Source organism: Sulfuricystis thermophila (assembly GCF_004323595.1).
In the GTDB taxonomy this organism is placed as follows: Bacteria; Pseudomonadota; Gammaproteobacteria; order Burkholderiales; family Rhodocyclaceae; genus Sulfuricystis; species Sulfuricystis thermophila.
Genome location: NZ_AP019373.1, coordinates 569,753 through 583,361, shown reverse-complemented (window position 1 = coordinate 583,361; position 13,609 = coordinate 569,753). Strand labels below are relative to the sequence as shown.

The 13,609-nt window shown below is 56.2% G+C and carries 23 protein-coding genes; 2 read left to right on the top strand and 21 right to left on the bottom strand.

Going from position 1 to position 13,609, the window contains the following annotated elements; translation table 11 throughout:
* Positions 1–5: 5 nt before the first annotated feature.
* Entirely contained in the window at positions 6–2,255 is a 2,250-nt protein-coding gene (locus M52SOB_RS02985; protein ID WP_284155177.1) for a DNA translocase FtsK, read from the bottom strand.
* A gap of 215 nt (positions 2,256–2,470) precedes the next feature.
* Here M52SOB_RS02985 and trxB point away from each other — a divergent pair, with 215 nt between their 5' ends.
* Complete coding sequence (gene trxB / locus M52SOB_RS02980; RefSeq protein ID WP_131110504.1) at positions 2,471–3,421, top strand: thioredoxin-disulfide reductase; 951 nt, start codon at positions 2,471–2,473, stop codon at positions 3,419–3,421.
* A 172-nt stretch (positions 3,422–3,593) separates the two neighbouring features.
* Positions 3,594–3,983 (top strand): Smr/MutS family protein, encoded by a 390-nt coding sequence (locus M52SOB_RS02975; protein ID WP_348542198.1) that lies wholly within the window; start codon positions 3,594–3,596, stop codon positions 3,981–3,983.
* Between the two features lie 105 nt (positions 3,984–4,088).
* Here the strand turns inward: M52SOB_RS02975 and rplQ are convergent, their stop codons facing one another.
* The 20 genes from rplQ to rpmC all read right to left on the bottom strand — a co-directional run bounded on the left by rplQ (position 4,089) and on the right by rpmC (position 13,606).
* Complete coding sequence (gene rplQ, locus M52SOB_RS02970; RefSeq protein ID WP_131110502.1) at positions 4,089–4,484, bottom strand: 50S ribosomal protein L17; 396 nt, start codon at positions 4,482–4,484, stop codon at positions 4,089–4,091.
* 80 nt (positions 4,485–4,564) lie between these two features.
* Positions 4,565–5,554 carry a DNA-directed RNA polymerase subunit alpha gene (locus M52SOB_RS02965; RefSeq protein WP_131110501.1) on the bottom strand — a complete coding sequence of 330 codons (990 nt, stop codon included), beginning with the start codon at positions 5,552–5,554 and terminating at the stop codon, positions 4,565–4,567.
* Positions 5,555–5,617: 63 nt separating this feature from the next.
* The gene (gene rpsD / locus M52SOB_RS02960) at positions 5,618–6,247 is read right to left on the bottom strand and encodes a 30S ribosomal protein S4 (protein WP_131110500.1); all 630 of its coding nucleotides are present in this window, start codon (positions 6,245–6,247) and stop codon (positions 5,618–5,620) included.
* Positions 6,248–6,280: 33 nt separating this feature from the next.
* A complete protein-coding gene (rpsK, locus tag M52SOB_RS02955) occupies positions 6,281–6,670 on the bottom strand; it encodes a 30S ribosomal protein S11 (RefSeq protein WP_126444128.1) in 390 nt (129 codons plus the stop codon).
* Between the two features lie 20 nt (positions 6,671–6,690).
* Positions 6,691–7,056, bottom strand: a complete 366-nt coding sequence (gene rpsM / locus M52SOB_RS02950) for a 30S ribosomal protein S13 (protein ID WP_131110499.1) — start codon at positions 7,054–7,056, stop codon at positions 6,691–6,693.
* 86 nt (positions 7,057–7,142) lie between these two features.
* The gene (gene rpmJ / locus M52SOB_RS02945) at positions 7,143–7,256 is read right to left on the bottom strand and encodes a 50S ribosomal protein L36 (protein WP_131110498.1); all 114 of its coding nucleotides are present in this window, start codon (positions 7,254–7,256) and stop codon (positions 7,143–7,145) included.
* 25 nt (positions 7,257–7,281) lie between these two features.
* On the bottom strand, positions 7,282–7,500 hold the full coding sequence (gene infA / locus M52SOB_RS02940; protein WP_126444125.1) for a translation initiation factor IF-1: 219 nt from the start codon (positions 7,498–7,500) through the stop codon (positions 7,282–7,284).
* Between the two features lie 22 nt (positions 7,501–7,522).
* On the bottom strand, positions 7,523–8,857 hold the full coding sequence (gene secY, locus M52SOB_RS02935; RefSeq protein WP_131110497.1) for a preprotein translocase subunit SecY: 1,335 nt from the start codon (positions 8,855–8,857) through the stop codon (positions 7,523–7,525).
* Between the two features lie 32 nt (positions 8,858–8,889).
* Positions 8,890–9,336: a 50S ribosomal protein L15 gene (rplO, locus tag M52SOB_RS02930; RefSeq protein WP_131110496.1), complete on the bottom strand. Its 447-nt coding sequence runs from the start codon at positions 9,334–9,336 to the stop codon at positions 8,890–8,892.
* Positions 9,337–9,340: 4 nt separating this feature from the next.
* The gene (rpmD, locus tag M52SOB_RS02925) at positions 9,341–9,523 is read right to left on the bottom strand and encodes a 50S ribosomal protein L30 (RefSeq protein ID WP_131110495.1); all 183 of its coding nucleotides are present in this window, start codon (positions 9,521–9,523) and stop codon (positions 9,341–9,343) included.
* Between the two features lie 2 nt (positions 9,524–9,525).
* The gene (gene rpsE / locus M52SOB_RS02920; protein WP_131110494.1) at positions 9,526–10,056 is read right to left on the bottom strand and encodes a 30S ribosomal protein S5; all 531 of its coding nucleotides are present in this window, start codon (positions 10,054–10,056) and stop codon (positions 9,526–9,528) included.
* Between the two features lie 21 nt (positions 10,057–10,077).
* Positions 10,078–10,431 carry a 50S ribosomal protein L18 gene (rplR, locus tag M52SOB_RS02915; protein WP_131110493.1) on the bottom strand — a complete coding sequence of 118 codons (354 nt, stop codon included), beginning with the start codon at positions 10,429–10,431 and terminating at the stop codon, positions 10,078–10,080.
* A gap of 31 nt (positions 10,432–10,462) precedes the next feature.
* On the bottom strand, positions 10,463–10,996 hold the full coding sequence (rplF, locus tag M52SOB_RS02910) for a 50S ribosomal protein L6 (protein WP_131110492.1): 534 nt from the start codon (positions 10,994–10,996) through the stop codon (positions 10,463–10,465).
* 10 nt (positions 10,997–11,006) lie between these two features.
* Positions 11,007–11,402, bottom strand: a complete 396-nt coding sequence (gene rpsH, locus M52SOB_RS02905) for a 30S ribosomal protein S8 (RefSeq protein ID WP_131110491.1) — start codon at positions 11,400–11,402, stop codon at positions 11,007–11,009.
* A gap of 10 nt (positions 11,403–11,412) precedes the next feature.
* Positions 11,413–11,718 (bottom strand): 30S ribosomal protein S14, encoded by a 306-nt coding sequence (gene rpsN, locus M52SOB_RS02900; protein ID WP_131110490.1) that lies wholly within the window; start codon positions 11,716–11,718, stop codon positions 11,413–11,415.
* A gap of 7 nt (positions 11,719–11,725) precedes the next feature.
* Entirely contained in the window at positions 11,726–12,268 is a 543-nt protein-coding gene (gene rplE, locus M52SOB_RS02895; RefSeq protein ID WP_131110489.1) for a 50S ribosomal protein L5, read from the bottom strand.
* 10 nt (positions 12,269–12,278) lie between these two features.
* A complete protein-coding gene (gene rplX, locus M52SOB_RS02890; RefSeq protein WP_131110488.1) occupies positions 12,279–12,596 on the bottom strand; it encodes a 50S ribosomal protein L24 in 318 nt (105 codons plus the stop codon).
* 30 nt (positions 12,597–12,626) lie between these two features.
* The gene (rplN, locus tag M52SOB_RS02885) at positions 12,627–12,995 is read right to left on the bottom strand and encodes a 50S ribosomal protein L14 (RefSeq protein ID WP_126444115.1); all 369 of its coding nucleotides are present in this window, start codon (positions 12,993–12,995) and stop codon (positions 12,627–12,629) included.
* Between the two features lie 150 nt (positions 12,996–13,145).
* Entirely contained in the window at positions 13,146–13,415 is a 270-nt protein-coding gene (gene rpsQ, locus M52SOB_RS02880) for a 30S ribosomal protein S17 (protein WP_131110487.1), read from the bottom strand.
* Positions 13,412–13,606 (bottom strand): 50S ribosomal protein L29, encoded by a 195-nt coding sequence (rpmC, locus tag M52SOB_RS02875; protein ID WP_131110486.1) that lies wholly within the window; start codon positions 13,604–13,606, stop codon positions 13,412–13,414. The genes rpsQ and rpmC overlap by 4 nt, the downstream gene beginning before the upstream one ends.
* Positions 13,607–13,609: the final 3 nt, after the last annotated feature.

Below are 13,609 nucleotides of genomic sequence, written 5' to 3'. Positions count from 1 at the left end.
CTTTGTTACTCGGCCGTCTCGGGCGCCAGCACTTCGCGTTGCCCAGCGCTGTTCATCGGCGAGACGAGGCCCGCGCGCTCCATCGCCTCGATCATCCGTGCGGCGCGGTTGTAGCCGATCCTCAGATGCCGCTGCACCAGCGAGATCGACGGCCGGCGCGTCTTGAGCACGACCTGTACCGCCTGGTCGTACATCGGGTCGGTCTCGACATCACCGCCTTCCTCGCCGCCCGCTTCGGCAGCCTCTCCTGCCGGGGCGGCAAGAATGTCGGTTGCGAATTCGGGCTTGCCGATCTTGCGCAGATACTCGACGACACGATGCACCTCGTCGTCCGAGACGAAGGCGCCATGCACACGCACCGGCAAACCCGTGCCGGGGGCCAGGTACAGCATGTCGCCCTGCCCCAGAAGCGCCTCGGCGCCCATCTGGTCGAGGATGGTGCGCGAATCGATCTTCGACGACACCTGGAAGGCGATACGCGTCGGGATATTCGCCTTGATGAGCCCGGTGATGACATCGACACTCGGCCGCTGCGTCGCAAGGATCAGGTGGATGCCGGCAGCGCGCGCCTTTTGTGCCAGTCGCGCGATGAGTTCCTCGACTTTCTTGCCGACTACCATCATCAAGTCGGCAAGCTCATCGATGATGACGACGATGTAGGGCAAACTCTCGAGCGGCGGTGGACCGGCTTCGGGGTCGCCTGGCAACGCGAGTGGATCGGCTATGAATGTGCCGGCCTTCTCGGCTTCCTTGATCTTGGCATTGAAGCCGGCGAGATTGCGCACGCCGACCGCACTCATCAGCTTGTAGCGGCGCTCCATCTCGCCGACGCACCAGTGCAGGGCATTGGCCGCCTTGGTCATATCGGTGACGACGGGCGCCAGGAGATGCGGGATGCCCTCGTAAACCGAGAGTTCGAGCATCTTCGGATCGACGAGGATCAGGCGTACGTCCTTCGGCTCGGATTTGTACAGGAGCGAGAGGATCATCGCGTTGATGCCGACGGATTTTCCCGAGCCGGTAGTACCGGCGACCAGCAAATGCGGCATCTTGGCGAGATCCGCGACCACCGGCTGGCCGGAGATGTCCTTGCCGAGCGCCAGGGTCAGATGCGAGTGCATGTCGTGATAGACCTTGGCGCCGAGGATTTCCGACAAGCGCACGGTCTGCCTGCGCGGATTCGGCAGTTCGAGTGCCATGCAGCTCTTGCCCGGTATGGTCTCGACGACCCGCAGGCTCACCAGTGACAACGCGCGCGCCAGATCCTTGGCCAGATTGACGATGGTCGCTCCCTTGACACCGGTGGCCGGCTCGATCTCATAGCGCGTCACCACCGGGCCGGGATGAGCAGACTCCACCTGCACCTGCACGCCGAAATCGGCGAGCTTGCGTTCGATTAGCCGAGAGGTGAATTCGAGCGTTTCGGCGCTCGGCAACTCGTCCTTGGCATGATTCGCTTCGTCGAGCAGGTGTAACGGCGGTAACCCTTCGCCCGGCAGGTCCGGGAATAGCGGCGTCTGCCGTTCTTTCTCGATTCTGGCTTCCGCCTTTTTCGCCAAGGGGATCTCGAGCGTGACCGGCTCGATCTTCACGGGTGGCGCCTCTTCGAGTTTCTTCAAGACTTTTTCGACTTTCGCCTCGCGCTTGTCGGCGACGACGCGACCATAGCGCCGATCCTGCCATGCCTCCCACAGGCGGTTCGATCCGGCCCAGGCGGCCTCCAGCAATGCGCCAAGCTTCTCGAAAAATCCCAGCCAGGACATGCCGCTCACCAGGCTGAAACTCGCGGCCATCGTTGCCATCAGCAGCAAGGTTCCACCCGTAAAGCCGAGATAGACGGCCAGCAAGCGGGCAATCTCGATGCCGAACATGCCGCCGGGCGCGAGCGGCAGTTCTACGCGCATGCTCCAGAAACGCAACGCCTCCAAGCCACAACTCGCCGCCAGAAAGAAGACGAAGCCAAGCAGGCAAATTGCCAGCGGGCGGCGATCGGGTCCGAACAAATGATTTACTCGGCGATAGCCCAGCGCCACCAGCATGAACAACAATGCCACCCACCACCAGGCGGACAAGCCAAACAAATAAAACAACAAATCCGCCAACCAGGCACCGAAACGACCCCCGGGATTGGCGATGTGCTCGACATCCGCAGCCTGCGACCAGCCCGGATCGGATTTGTGATACCCGAAAAGGATCAACGCCAAGTAAAAACCAATCGTTGCGAGGAGCAACCAGCGCGCTTCGTGAAGCAGCATGGCGATGCGTTCCGGGAGCGCTTGAGAAGATACTCTCGTGCGATGACGGTAAGAAAGGGTGGCAAATGACATGACGTTTTCCGATCTGATTGAGACACTATGCCGATCCTGCCCATTTTCGATGGGCAGGATGACCGGAAACGTCCGAAAAGGGCACATTTTTCGCCTTTGCCACCGCTTATAATTCATCGGCTTCGTTCAGAGGAGAACAGACCATGACCACCCGCCACTCCAAGTTGTTGATTTTGGGCTCCGGTCCTGCGGGATATACCGCAGCGGTGTATGCCGCGCGCGCCAATCTGCAGCCGGTTTTGATCACCGGAATGGCCCAAGGCGGGCAGCTGATGACCACCACCGAAGTCGATAACTGGCCGGCCGACGCCGACGGTGTCATGGGTCCGGACCTGATGGCCCGCTTCGAAAAGCATGCCCGGCGCTTTGGTACTGAAATCATTTTCGATCATATCCATACCGCCAAGCTGACGGAGAAACCAATCCGCCTCATCGGCGATGCCGGCGAATACACCTGCGACGCGCTGATCATCGCCACCGGCGCTTCCGCGCAATATCTCGGCCTGCCCTCTGAGCAGGCCTTCATGGGCAAGGGTGTCTCCGCCTGTGCGACCTGCGATGGCTTCTTCTATCGCGATCAGCCGGTCGCCGTGATCGGCGGCGGCAACACTGCCGTCGAGGAGGCGCTCTACCTCGCCAACATCGCAAGCCATGTGACGCTGGTGCATCGTCGCGACAAACTGCGCGCCGAGAAGATCATGCAGGACAAACTGTTCGAAAAGGAGAAGGCCGGCAAGGTCACGATCAAGTGGGATTCGGTTCTCGACGAAGTGCTGGGCGACAAATCTGGCGTGACCGGCATGCGCATCAAGAACGTCAAGACGGACGAGACCGAAGAGATCAAACTGATGGGCATCTTCATCGCCATTGGTCACAAGCCCAATACCGAGATCTTCGCCGGCCAGCTCGAAATGCAGAACGGCTACATCGTCACCCGTGCAGGGCGCGACGGCAATGCCACGGCCACTTCGGTGCCTGGCGTATTCGCTGCAGGCGACGTACAGGACATGGTCTACAAGCAAGCCGTCACCAGTGCGGCTTCGGGATGTCAGGCCGCGCTCGATGCCGAGAAATATCTCGACGCCATCGCCTGAATCCGGTTCCCGTAAACGGCGCAGTAGCACCGTTGCGCTCGACGAATCGGCCCGTGCGCTGTTTCAGGCTGCAGTCGCCGATGCGGTCCCGCTGGCGTTCGACCGCATCCACCATGAACCCACCCCGCCCCTCCCCATCCCCCGGCAGCACTTTCGAGACGAACGCGCTGCCTTGGACGAATCCCTTTCCGATCATGATCGCCTGGCGTTGGCTCTCGAAGGCGGTGACGAGCCGGTTTATCTCAAGTCAGGAATGTCGCCGAAGGTGCTCAAAGATTTGCGCCGCGGTCGATGGGTAATACAGGCGGAGCTCGATCTGCATGGCATGAATCGTGACGAAGCACGTCATCAGGTAGCCCTGTTTCTTGCCGAATGCCAAACTCACCGCCATCGCTGCGTGCGCATCGTGCATGGCAAGGGGCTCGGCTCCCCTGGGCGGGTGCCCGTGCTCAAACGTCTTGTGCTCGGCTGGCTGGCACAGCGGAAGGAAGTGCTCGCCTATTGCCAGGCGCGCACCACCGACGGTGGCGCTGGCGCTCTGATCGTGCTACTGACCGCCTGAGAAAACGAGAGCGCGTCGCAGACAAAGCGAAGCCCCCGGAAGGGGGCTTCCTTCAGCAAAGTCTGGACGATCTGCCGCGCTTGAAGTACGAGCGATATGGCTCGCTCATTCCTCGACGGTTTGCGCTTCCTCGGTAGGCTGCTCTGGGCGATCGAGCAGTTCGACATAGGCCATCGGCGCATTGTCGCCGACACGAAAACCCATCTTCAGGATGCGCAGATAGCCGCCGTTGCGGCCGGCATAACGTGGCCCGAGCTCGTCGAAGATCTTGACGACGATCTGGCGATCGCGCAAGCGGTCGAAGGCCAAGCGACGATTGGCGAGCGAGGGCTTTTTGCCGAGCGTAATGAGCGGTTCGACCACGCGACGCAATTCCTTCGCTTTGGGAAGGGTGGTCTTGATCGCCTCGTGTCGCAACAAGGCCACCGCCATGTTGCGCAGCATCGCCTGACGATGCGAAGAAGTGCGGTTCAGTTTCCGCAGGCCATTTCCGTGACGCATATCACTTTCCTTTCACTTTTCTGCGGCCGCCGCTGGTCATCGAATGGGCTAGCGGCCGGTTGCTTGTTGTCGTGAGTAAATCAACCCATCTTGGCCAGTCCGGGGGGGGGCCAATTTTCGAGCTTCATGCCCAAAGACAGGCCACGCGAGGCAAGAACCTCCTTGATTTCGTTGAGCGATTTGCGCCCTAGATTGGGGGTCTTCAGAAGCTCCGTTTCGGTCCGCTGGATCAGGTCGCCGATATAGTAGATATTTTCCGCCTTAAGGCAGTTTGCCGATCGTACCGTCAATTCCAGATCGTCCACGGGTTGCAGCAGGATCGGATCGACGGCGGATTGCTTTGGCGTTTCGATGGAAACCGGAGTCCCTTCCAGGTCGGCGAACACCGAAAGCTGATCCAGCAGGATTCCAGCAGCATGGCGGATCGCTTCTTCGGGATCGATCGCACCATTGGTCTCGATATCGATCACCAGCTTGTCCAAGTCGGTACGCTGTTCGACACGTGCTGCCTCGACCTGGTAGCTGACGCGGCGCACGGGGCTAAACGAGGCATCCATGAGGATGCGGCCGATCGTCTTGTTCTCTTTGCTGGAAGCACGCGCGTTGGCAGGCACATAACCGCGGCCGGCCTCGACCTTGATTTGCATGTTCAACTTGCCACCGGGTGCGAGATGGGCGATCACGTGATCCGGATTGATGATTTCGATATCGTGATGAGCCTCGATGTCCGCAGCAGTCACAACTGTCTCATTGCCATCGCTTTGCTTGGCGAGGGTCAGCGTGGCCTCACCGCGATTGTGCAGACGCATCACCACGCCCTTCAAGTTGAGCATGATATCGACGACATCCTCGCGCACGCCCTCCAGAGTCGAATACTCGTGCAACACGCCATCAATGGAAATCTCGGTGGGTGCTGCACCCGGCATCGATGAAAGCAGGATGCGGCGCAAGGCATTTCCCAAGGTGTGGCCGAAGCCCCGCTCGAAAGGCTCCATGACGACACGGGCATGAACGGGGGACAAGGCCTGAACATCGATGATGCGGGGCTTCAATAGCGCTTGAAATTGCATCTTCGTTCCTCAAAAGAAATCAATGCGCCCAAGGCAGGGCCTCGGGCGCATGCAGGGATGGGTTTAGCGCGAGTACAGTTCGACGACCAGACCTTCCTTGAGCGAAGGCGGCAGATCTTCACGCGCAGGATAAGCCTTGAACACGCCTTTGCCGGCCTTGACATCGACTTCGACCCACTGGGGAAAGCCACGCGACTCGGCTGCTTCCAGCGCGGCCTTCACACGCAGATGTGCGCGGGCGGCATCGGTCAGCTGGACCACGTCACCAGGCCTCAGATTGTAAGAAGGGATATTGACCCGCTTGCCATTGACCAGAACACCATTGTGACGAACGATCTGTCGCGCTTCGGCACGGGAGATACCAAATCCCATCCGATAGGCCACCGAGTCGAGACGTCCTTCGAGCAACTGCAGCAGGTTTTCACCCGTCTGCCCTTTGCGACGATCGGCCTCGGTAAACGTCTTACGGAACTGCCGCTCGAGCACTCCATAGATGCGACGAATCTTTTGCTTTTCTCGCAACTGCTGGCCATAGCCCGAAAGACGCTGCCCAGACTTTTGACCATGCTGACCGGGCGCGTAGGAACGTCGCTCGATCGAGCACTTGTCAGTGAAACACTTTTCGCCCTTGAGGAAGAGTTTTTCCCCTTCTCGGCGGCATTGACGGCATTTTGGATCAAGATTGCGGGCCACTTCGCTGTTTCTCCTTGATTGCGCTTTCCAGGCTTAGATACGGCGCCGCTTGGGCGGCCGACAACCATTGTGAGGAATCGGCGTGATATCGGTGATGCTATTGATTTTGATGCCAAGGGCATTCAAAGCACGCACTGCAGACTCGCGACCGGGACCAGGGCCTTTGATGCGAACTTCGAGATTCTTGATACCACATTCCTGCGCCGCCTTTCCAGCTGCTTCGGCCGCGACCTGGGCGGCAAATGGGGTCGATTTACGCGAACCCTTGAATCCCGCTCCACCGGAAGTCGCCCAGGACAATGCGTTGCCCTGACGGTCAGTAATAGTGATGATCGTGTTATTGAAGGAAGCATGAACGTGCGCGATTCCGTCAGCGACGTTCTTCTTTACCTTCTTGCGTGCTTTGATCGTTGGTTTGGCCATGAGTGATTATCCTGCTTTATTTATTTCTTGCTACCAGCAACCGACTTGCGCGGGCCTTTACGCGTACGCGCATTGGTGCGCGTCCGTTGGCCACGCACAGGCAATCCACGGCGATGACGAATCCCTCGATAACAACCGAGGTCCATCAACCGCTTGATGTTCATCGTCACTTCACGCCGCAGGTCGCCTTCGACAGTGAATTTAGCAACCTCTTCGCGCAGCCGGTCCATCTCGGTTTCGGTCAGATCCTTGATCTTCGCGCTGCGGGCCACCCCGGCCGCATCGCAAATCTTTTGCGCCCGAGCACGCCCGATGCCATAGATCGCCGTCAGCGCAATCTCGGTGTGCTGGTGATTTGGAATATTTACGCCTGCAATACGGGCCATACGCTTATTACCTTGTCAAAGTCTCAGATTGACTAACACCGGAACTGAACGGGAACCGGTGATTATACGGAGATCGCAACAGCTGTTCAACCTTGGCGCTGCTTGTGGCGCGGATCAGTACAAATGACGCGCACCACGTTATGGCGGCGAACGATCTTGCACTTGCGGCAGATACGCTTGACGGATGCTTGAACTCTCATTTCATTCTCCAAAAAATCGAAAATCTCATTTAGCCCGGAATACGATGCGCGCCTTGTTGAAATCGTAAGGGGTCAACTGTACCGTCACCTTGTCACCCGGAAGGATGCGGATGTAATGCATGCGCATCTTCCCGGAGATGTGCCCCAGAACAATATGCCCATTCTCCAGCTTGACGCGAAACGTTGCGTTCGGCAGGTTCTCCAGAACCTCACCCTGCATTTCGATAACGTCTTCCTTTGCCATTGCTCCAGAAATCCCACCTTGCTCAACGCAGCGGCAAACCCGTTCCCTTGAAGTTGGCTTTCTTTAACAAGCTTTCGTACTGATGGGACATCAGGTAGGCCTGCACTTGGGCCATGAAATCCATCGTTACAACAACGATGATCAACAACGACGTTCCGCCGAAATAGAACGGCACGTTCCACTTGAGAATCAGGAATTCCGGCATCAAACAGACTAGGGTCACGTATGCAGAGCCAATCAGGGTCAAACGCACTAGGATTTTGTCGATGTAGCGGGCCGTCTGCTCTCCGGGTCGATAACCTGGCACGAACGCACCACTCTTCTTGAGGTTTTCAGCAGTTTCCTTCGAGTTGAATACCAAGGCGGTATAGAAAAAGCAGAAAAACACGATGGCCGCCGCATAGAGCAATACATAGATTGGCTGTCCTGGCGAAAGTGTCGCAGCAATGTCTTTCAACCAGGTCATACCTTCACTGGCGCCGAACCACCCCGCTGCCGTCGCAGGAAACAGGATGATCGAGGAAGCAAAGATTGGCGGGATGACGCCGGACATGTTCAACTTGAGCGGCAAGTGGGAACTTTGTCCGCCATAGATCTTGTTACCCACCTGGCGTTTTGCATAATTGACCAGGATCTTACGCTGACCGCGCTCGACGAAGACGACAAAACCGGTAACCACCACCACCAGAATGCAGATGACGATGGCTGTAAGGGGATGCATGGCACCCGTACGCACCAGCTCGAACAATCCGCCCAGCGCATTCGGCAGACCAGCAGCGATACCGGCGAAAATGATGATCGAAATACCGTTCCCCAAACCGCGTTCGGTGATCTGCTCTCCAAGCCACATGAGGAACATCGTTCCGGTGACCAGCGTCATCACTGTAGTCAGACGAAACATCAGACCTGGCTCGAGCACCAGACCTTGTTGCGACTCCAAAGCAATAGCAATACCGATACCTTGGAATAGAGCGAGCGCGACCGTACCATAGCGTGTGTATTGGGTGATCTTACGACGCCCCGCCTCGCCTTCCTTCTTCAATTGTTCGAGGGAAGGAATGGCGATCGTCATCAGCTGCATGATGATGGATGACGAAATATAAGGCATGATCCCCAGCGCGAAAATCGTGAACCGGGAAAGAGCCCCACCAGAAAAAAGGTTGAAAACACCGAGGATTCCACCTTGCTGGGAATTGAAGAGCTCCGCCAACCTGACCGGATCTATGCCGGGAACCGGGATATGCGCACCGATCCTGTACACGACGAGAGCGCCCAGCAAAAACCACAGTCTGCGCCATAGGTCGCCGTATTTGCCGGATTTTCCGAGCGCGACGGCTTGATTGCTGGGTGTGGCCACTAATTAAATCCTCGTATTGCGTTCAGAAGCGTTTAGGCAGCTGCAATGTCGGCGACACTGCCACCAACCGCCTCGATTGCCGCGCGCGCGCCCTTGGTGGCTCCAACACCTTTCAGATTCACCTTGCGAGTCAGTTTGCCGGAAAGAATCACTTTCGCTGAAAGACTGCCGAAAGGAATGATCCCTCCCTGCATCAGCGTCAACAAATCGACATCCTCTACCGGAAGCCTCTCAAGGTCTGACAAGCGAATCTCGGCATGTTTTCCCGCGCTGAGGGGAATGAATCCACGCTTCGGCAAACGCCGCTGGAGTGGCATTTGACCGCCTTCGAAGCCTACTTTGTGAAATCCGCCTGCACGGGATTTCTGGCCTTTGTGGCCGCGACCTGCAGTTTTACCAAGACCGCTACCGATCCCACGGCCAACCCGCTTCCCCGCATGCTTGGCCCCATCGGCCGGTTTCAAGTTGTTGAGACGCATCCGCTTATCCTTCACACTTAACCAAATAGGCAACTTTCTTGAGCATCCCTCGAACTGCAGGGGTGTCTTGAAGCTCTCTGATTTGATTGAGGCGACTGAGACCAAGCCCGCGCACCGTTGCGCGGTGGTCTTGCTTAGTTCCGATCAAGCTTCTGACCAGCTTGATCTTGATCATCTTTTCGCTCATGGTCAGGCCTCCAGGATTTCCTGAACCGATTTACCGCGTTTTGCCGCAATCTCTGCGGGAGTACTCATGGCCATCAGCCCCTTGATCGTGGCCCGCACGAGGTTATACGGATTGGTCGATCCGATCGCCTTTGCCACGACATCGGTCACACCCATTACCTCGAACACTGCGCGCATTGGCCCACCCGCGATAACGCCGGTGCCTGGGGCTGCAGGAGACATCAGCACAGTAGTTGCGCCATGTTTGCCAACCACTGGATGGTGAAGAGTTCCTTGATTTAGACTGACCTTTGCAAGCTTGCGACGTGCCTCATCCATTGCCTTTTGAACAGCGACTGGGACTTCGCGTGCCTTGCCTTTCCCCATCCCAATGCCGCCATCGCCATCACCAACCACCGTCAGCGCAGCAAAGCCGAGAATTCGTCCACCTTTGACAACTTTCGTGACACGGTTGATCGATACCATTTTCTCACGCAAGCCATCGTCTCTCTCTTCACTTGCCTGCTGCTGTTTTTTACTCTGCGGTTTTGCCATTTTTCGCTCTTTCAACCGTCATTAGAACTTGAGTCCGCTTTCACGCGCAGCTTCTGCCAGCGCCTTGACGCGCCCATGGTATTTGAATCCGGAGCGATCAAACGCCACCTCTCGGACCCCCTTGGCCAAAGCACGCTCAGCAATCAGCTTGCCCACCGCTTTTGCCGCTTCGACATTACCGCCATTGGGTATTGCCGCACGCATTTCAGGCTCCAAGGATGATGCCGCAGCGAGAACCTGATTCCTGCTCCCCGAATAAACCTGGGCATAAATATGGCAGTTGGAGCGGTGGACGCATAAACGCGCAATCTTCAGCTCCGCAATCTTGGCGCGGGTTTTGCGCGCCCTGCGCAGGCGAGATTCTTTCTTGTTCATGAAAAGTCCTTAGTATCTGCGACCAGAAGAATCACTTCTTCTTGGTCTCCTTGATGGTCACAACCTCATCCGCATAACGGATGCCCTTACCCTTGTAAGGTTCTGGCGAGCGGTAGGCGCGTAATTCAGCAGCCACTTGTCCAACCAACTGCTTGTCGATCCCTTTTACGATGATCTCTGTTTGGGTCGGGGTTTCGACCTTGATACCATTCGGCATCTCATGCAGAACTGGATGGGAGAAGCCCAATGAAAGATTCAGCTTGTTCCCTTGCGCTTGTGCCTTGTAACCCACTCCAACCAGGGTCAGCTTCTTCTCGAATCCCTTGGTGACACCAATCACCATATTGTTCAATAGAGCACGCATCGTTCCCGACATCGCAGATGCATCGGGTTTGCCTTTCAGCGCCGCACACCGCAAACTGCCTTCTTCCAACCTCACCTCAACGGCAGGCAATATAAACTGCGACAACGAGCCCAACGGTCCTTTGACGGTAATCTGATCTCCCGATAAAAGCACCTCTACGCCCTTGGGGAGTACTACCGGATTCTTGGCGACACGAGACATAGCTTACTCCTTACGCCACGATGCAAAGCACTTCGCCGCCGACATTGACGCTGCGCGCTTTGCGATCGGTCATCACGCCCTTCGGTGTAGAGACAATGGCGATTCCCAATCCATTCATCACCTTGGGGAGATCTTGTTTGCCTCGATACACGCGCAGGCCAGGACGCGACACTCGCTCCAATCGCTCGATAACGGGTCGGCCAGCGTAGTACTTCAGCTTGATATCAAGCTCTGACTTGGCACCATCCTTTCGGACGGCAAATTCTTCGATATATCCCTCATCGAGAAGCACCTTGGCAATTGCTTCCTTGATTTTCGAAGAGGGCATCGTGACAGAAAGTTTTTCAGCCATCTGGCCATTCCGAATACGCGTCAGCATATCGGCGATCGGATCAGTCATGCTCATAATCGACTCCTCACCAGCTCGCCTTGATCATTCCCGGCACCTCCCCCCGCATGGCGATATCCCGGAGTTTATTGCGGCACAAACCGAACTTTCTAAACACGCCACGCGGACGCCCAGTCAGTACACAGCGATTACGCTGTCTTACTGGACTCGAATTACGGGGCAACGACTGAAGCTTCAGCCGGGCCTGCATACGCTCTTCGTCACTAAGCTTGGCATCACTGATGATTGCCTTCAATTCGGCACGCTTGGCCGCATATTTATCCATCAGCTGGGCCCGCTTAGCTTCACGATTTTTTAGTGCAAGTTTCGCCATGAGTCACTCAATTCTTGAACGGGAATTTGAATGCCGAAAGCAAAGCCTTTGCCTCCGCATCGGATTTGGCTGTCGTGGTAATACTGATATTCATCCCCCGCAGCGCATCGATCTTGTCATATTCGATTTCCGGGAAAATGATCTGCTCCCTGACACCAATGTTGTAATTGCCTCGTCCATCAAAACCTTTATTACCGGGAACCCCGCGAAAGTCGCGGATGCGCGGAATAGCGATATTGATGAATCTGTCGAGGAATTCATACATTCGCGCTCGACGCAGTGTCACCATACAACCGATCGGGTAACCCTCACGAATCTTGAATCCCGCAATCGCCTTCCTCGCTTTGGTTACCACTGGCTTTTGACCCGCGATCTTCGTCATGTCGGCTACCGCGTTTTCGAGAACCTTTTTATCAGCCACAGCCTCGCCGACACCCATGTTCAGCGTTATCTTGGTAATCCGCGGCACCTCCATTAACGAGGCGTATTTAAATTGTTCCCTGAGCTGCGGAACGACTTCTTTTCGATAGAACTCTTGCAAGCGCGCCATAGGTTCTTCCTTACGCCTTCACCAATTCGCCGGTAGATTTGAATATCCTGACCTTGGCGCCGTCTTCCAGCACCTTGAAACCCACCCGATCGGCTTTCTGCGTGGCCGGATTGAACAAAGCTACATTCGATACATGGATGGGCATTTCCTTTTCAACAATACCACCCGACTGGCCTTTCATCGGATTCGGCCTCATGTGCTTCTTGACACGATTGACACCACCAACGATCAGCCGATCCTCTGTAAGGCACTGCAAAACGGTACCTCTTTTGCCTTTGTCGCGCCCCGCGATGACGATCACCTCATCGCCTTTACGAATCTTTTCCATATTTTTTACGCTCCCATCCCCTGAGCCAAATCACAAGACTTCTGGGGCAAGCGAAACAATTTTCATGAAACGCTCGGTACGCAGTTCACGAGTGACAGGCCCAAAAATGCGCGTCCCGATAGGCTCGAGTTTGTTGTTCAGCAGCACCGCTGCATTATTGTCGAACCTAATCAAGGAACCATCCTGACGGCGAACACCTTTGGCAGTCCTGACGACCACAGCACTATAGACTTCGCCCTTCTTTACGCGACCACGCGGCGCCGCGTCTTTGACGCTGACCTTGATGATGTCACCGATTCCGGCGTAACGACGCTTTGAACCACCCATTACCTTGATACACATCACCGAGCGCGCGCCCGTATTGTCGGCCACATCCAACCGAGTTTGCATTTGAATCATGTTGTACTCCAACTTTTCCTGCACAAAAGCAATGTGCAGTCAGTTTTGGACCCCGCAGCAACTTTTGGGGAACTAGAACCGGGAAACGCTCCCCGGAGTCAAGAAAGGAGCGGGATTATAACTACTTTTCCCAATGTGTCAACAAAATCGCTATACCTCAGAGGCTCTTTGAATAACCTTGCTGACACGCCAGGCTTTCGTTTTCGAGATTGGCGCACATTCTTCAATCTGGACCAGATCCCCAGCAGACGCCGAGAGCCCCTCAATATGTGCATGGTACTTCTTTGAACGGGTAATTACCTTGCCTATCACCGGATGCTTAACCCGCCGCTCGATGAGCACGGTCACGGTTTTTTGCATTTTGTCGCTTACAACCCGCCCTTCCAACGTGCGACGCATAGGCTTGTTCGTTTCGCTCATTTGCCTGCAGCCCTTTCACTCAGGATTGTCTTGATACGTGCAACATCCTTACGCAGCTTGCCGAGCTGCGCGGTGTTGTTTGACTGCTGGGTAGCCAACTGCATGCGCAGAGAGAATTGCGCTTTCCGCAGCTCGATCAGTTCCTTGCGAAGTTCTTCTTCGCTCTTCATCCTCAATTCACCGGCTTTCATTGC

Excerpts from the sequence above, each read along its gene's own strand:
- M52SOB_RS02985 (WP_284155177.1), bottom strand. The coding sequence starts at position 2,255 with ATGCTGCTTCACGAAGCGCGCTGGTTGCTCCTCGCAACGATTGGTTTT.
- trxB (WP_131110504.1), top strand. The coding sequence starts at position 2,471 with ATGACCACCCGCCACTCCAAGTTGTTGATTTTGGGCTCCGGTCCTGCG.
- rplQ (WP_131110502.1), bottom strand. The coding sequence starts at position 4,484 with ATGCGTCACGGAAATGGCCTGCGGAAACTGAACCGCACTTCTTCGCAT.
- M52SOB_RS02965 (WP_131110501.1), bottom strand. The coding sequence starts at position 5,554 with ATGCAATTTCAAGCGCTATTGAAGCCCCGCATCATCGATGTTCAGGCC.
- rpsK (WP_126444128.1), bottom strand. The coding sequence starts at position 6,670 with ATGGCCAAACCAACGATCAAAGCACGCAAGAAGGTAAAGAAGAACGTC.
- rpsM (WP_131110499.1), bottom strand. The coding sequence starts at position 7,056 with ATGGCCCGTATTGCAGGCGTAAATATTCCAAATCACCAGCACACCGAG.
- rpmJ (WP_131110498.1), bottom strand. The coding sequence starts at position 7,256 with ATGAGAGTTCAAGCATCCGTCAAGCGTATCTGCCGCAAGTGCAAGATC.
- infA (WP_126444125.1), bottom strand. The coding sequence starts at position 7,500 with ATGGCAAAGGAAGACGTTATCGAAATGCAGGGTGAGGTTCTGGAGAAC.
- rplO (WP_131110496.1), bottom strand. The coding sequence starts at position 9,336 with ATGCGTCTCAACAACTTGAAACCGGCCGATGGGGCCAAGCATGCGGGG.
- rpmD (WP_131110495.1), bottom strand. The coding sequence starts at position 9,523 with ATGAGCGAAAAGATGATCAAGATCAAGCTGGTCAGAAGCTTGATCGGA.
- rpsE (WP_131110494.1), bottom strand. The coding sequence starts at position 10,056 with ATGGCAAAACCGCAGAGTAAAAAACAGCAGCAGGCAAGTGAAGAGAGA.
- rplR (WP_131110493.1), bottom strand. The coding sequence starts at position 10,431 with ATGAACAAGAAAGAATCTCGCCTGCGCAGGGCGCGCAAAACCCGCGCC.
- rplF (WP_131110492.1), bottom strand. The coding sequence starts at position 10,996 with ATGTCTCGTGTCGCCAAGAATCCGGTAGTACTCCCCAAGGGCGTAGAG.
- rpsH (WP_131110491.1), bottom strand. The coding sequence starts at position 11,402 with ATGAGCATGACTGATCCGATCGCCGATATGCTGACGCGTATTCGGAAT.
- rpsN (WP_131110490.1), bottom strand. The coding sequence starts at position 11,718 with ATGGCGAAACTTGCACTAAAAAATCGTGAAGCTAAGCGGGCCCAGCTG.
- rplE (WP_131110489.1), bottom strand. The coding sequence starts at position 12,268 with ATGGCGCGCTTGCAAGAGTTCTATCGAAAAGAAGTCGTTCCGCAGCTC.
- rplX (WP_131110488.1), bottom strand. The coding sequence starts at position 12,596 with ATGGAAAAGATTCGTAAAGGCGATGAGGTGATCGTCATCGCGGGGCGC.
- rplN (WP_126444115.1), bottom strand. The coding sequence starts at position 12,995 with ATGATTCAAATGCAAACTCGGTTGGATGTGGCCGACAATACGGGCGCG.
- rpsQ (WP_131110487.1), bottom strand. The coding sequence starts at position 13,415 with ATGAGCGAAACGAACAAGCCTATGCGTCGCACGTTGGAAGGGCGGGTT.
- rpmC (WP_131110486.1), bottom strand. The coding sequence starts at position 13,606 with ATGAAAGCCGGTGAATTGAGGATGAAGAGCGAAGAAGAACTTCGCAAG.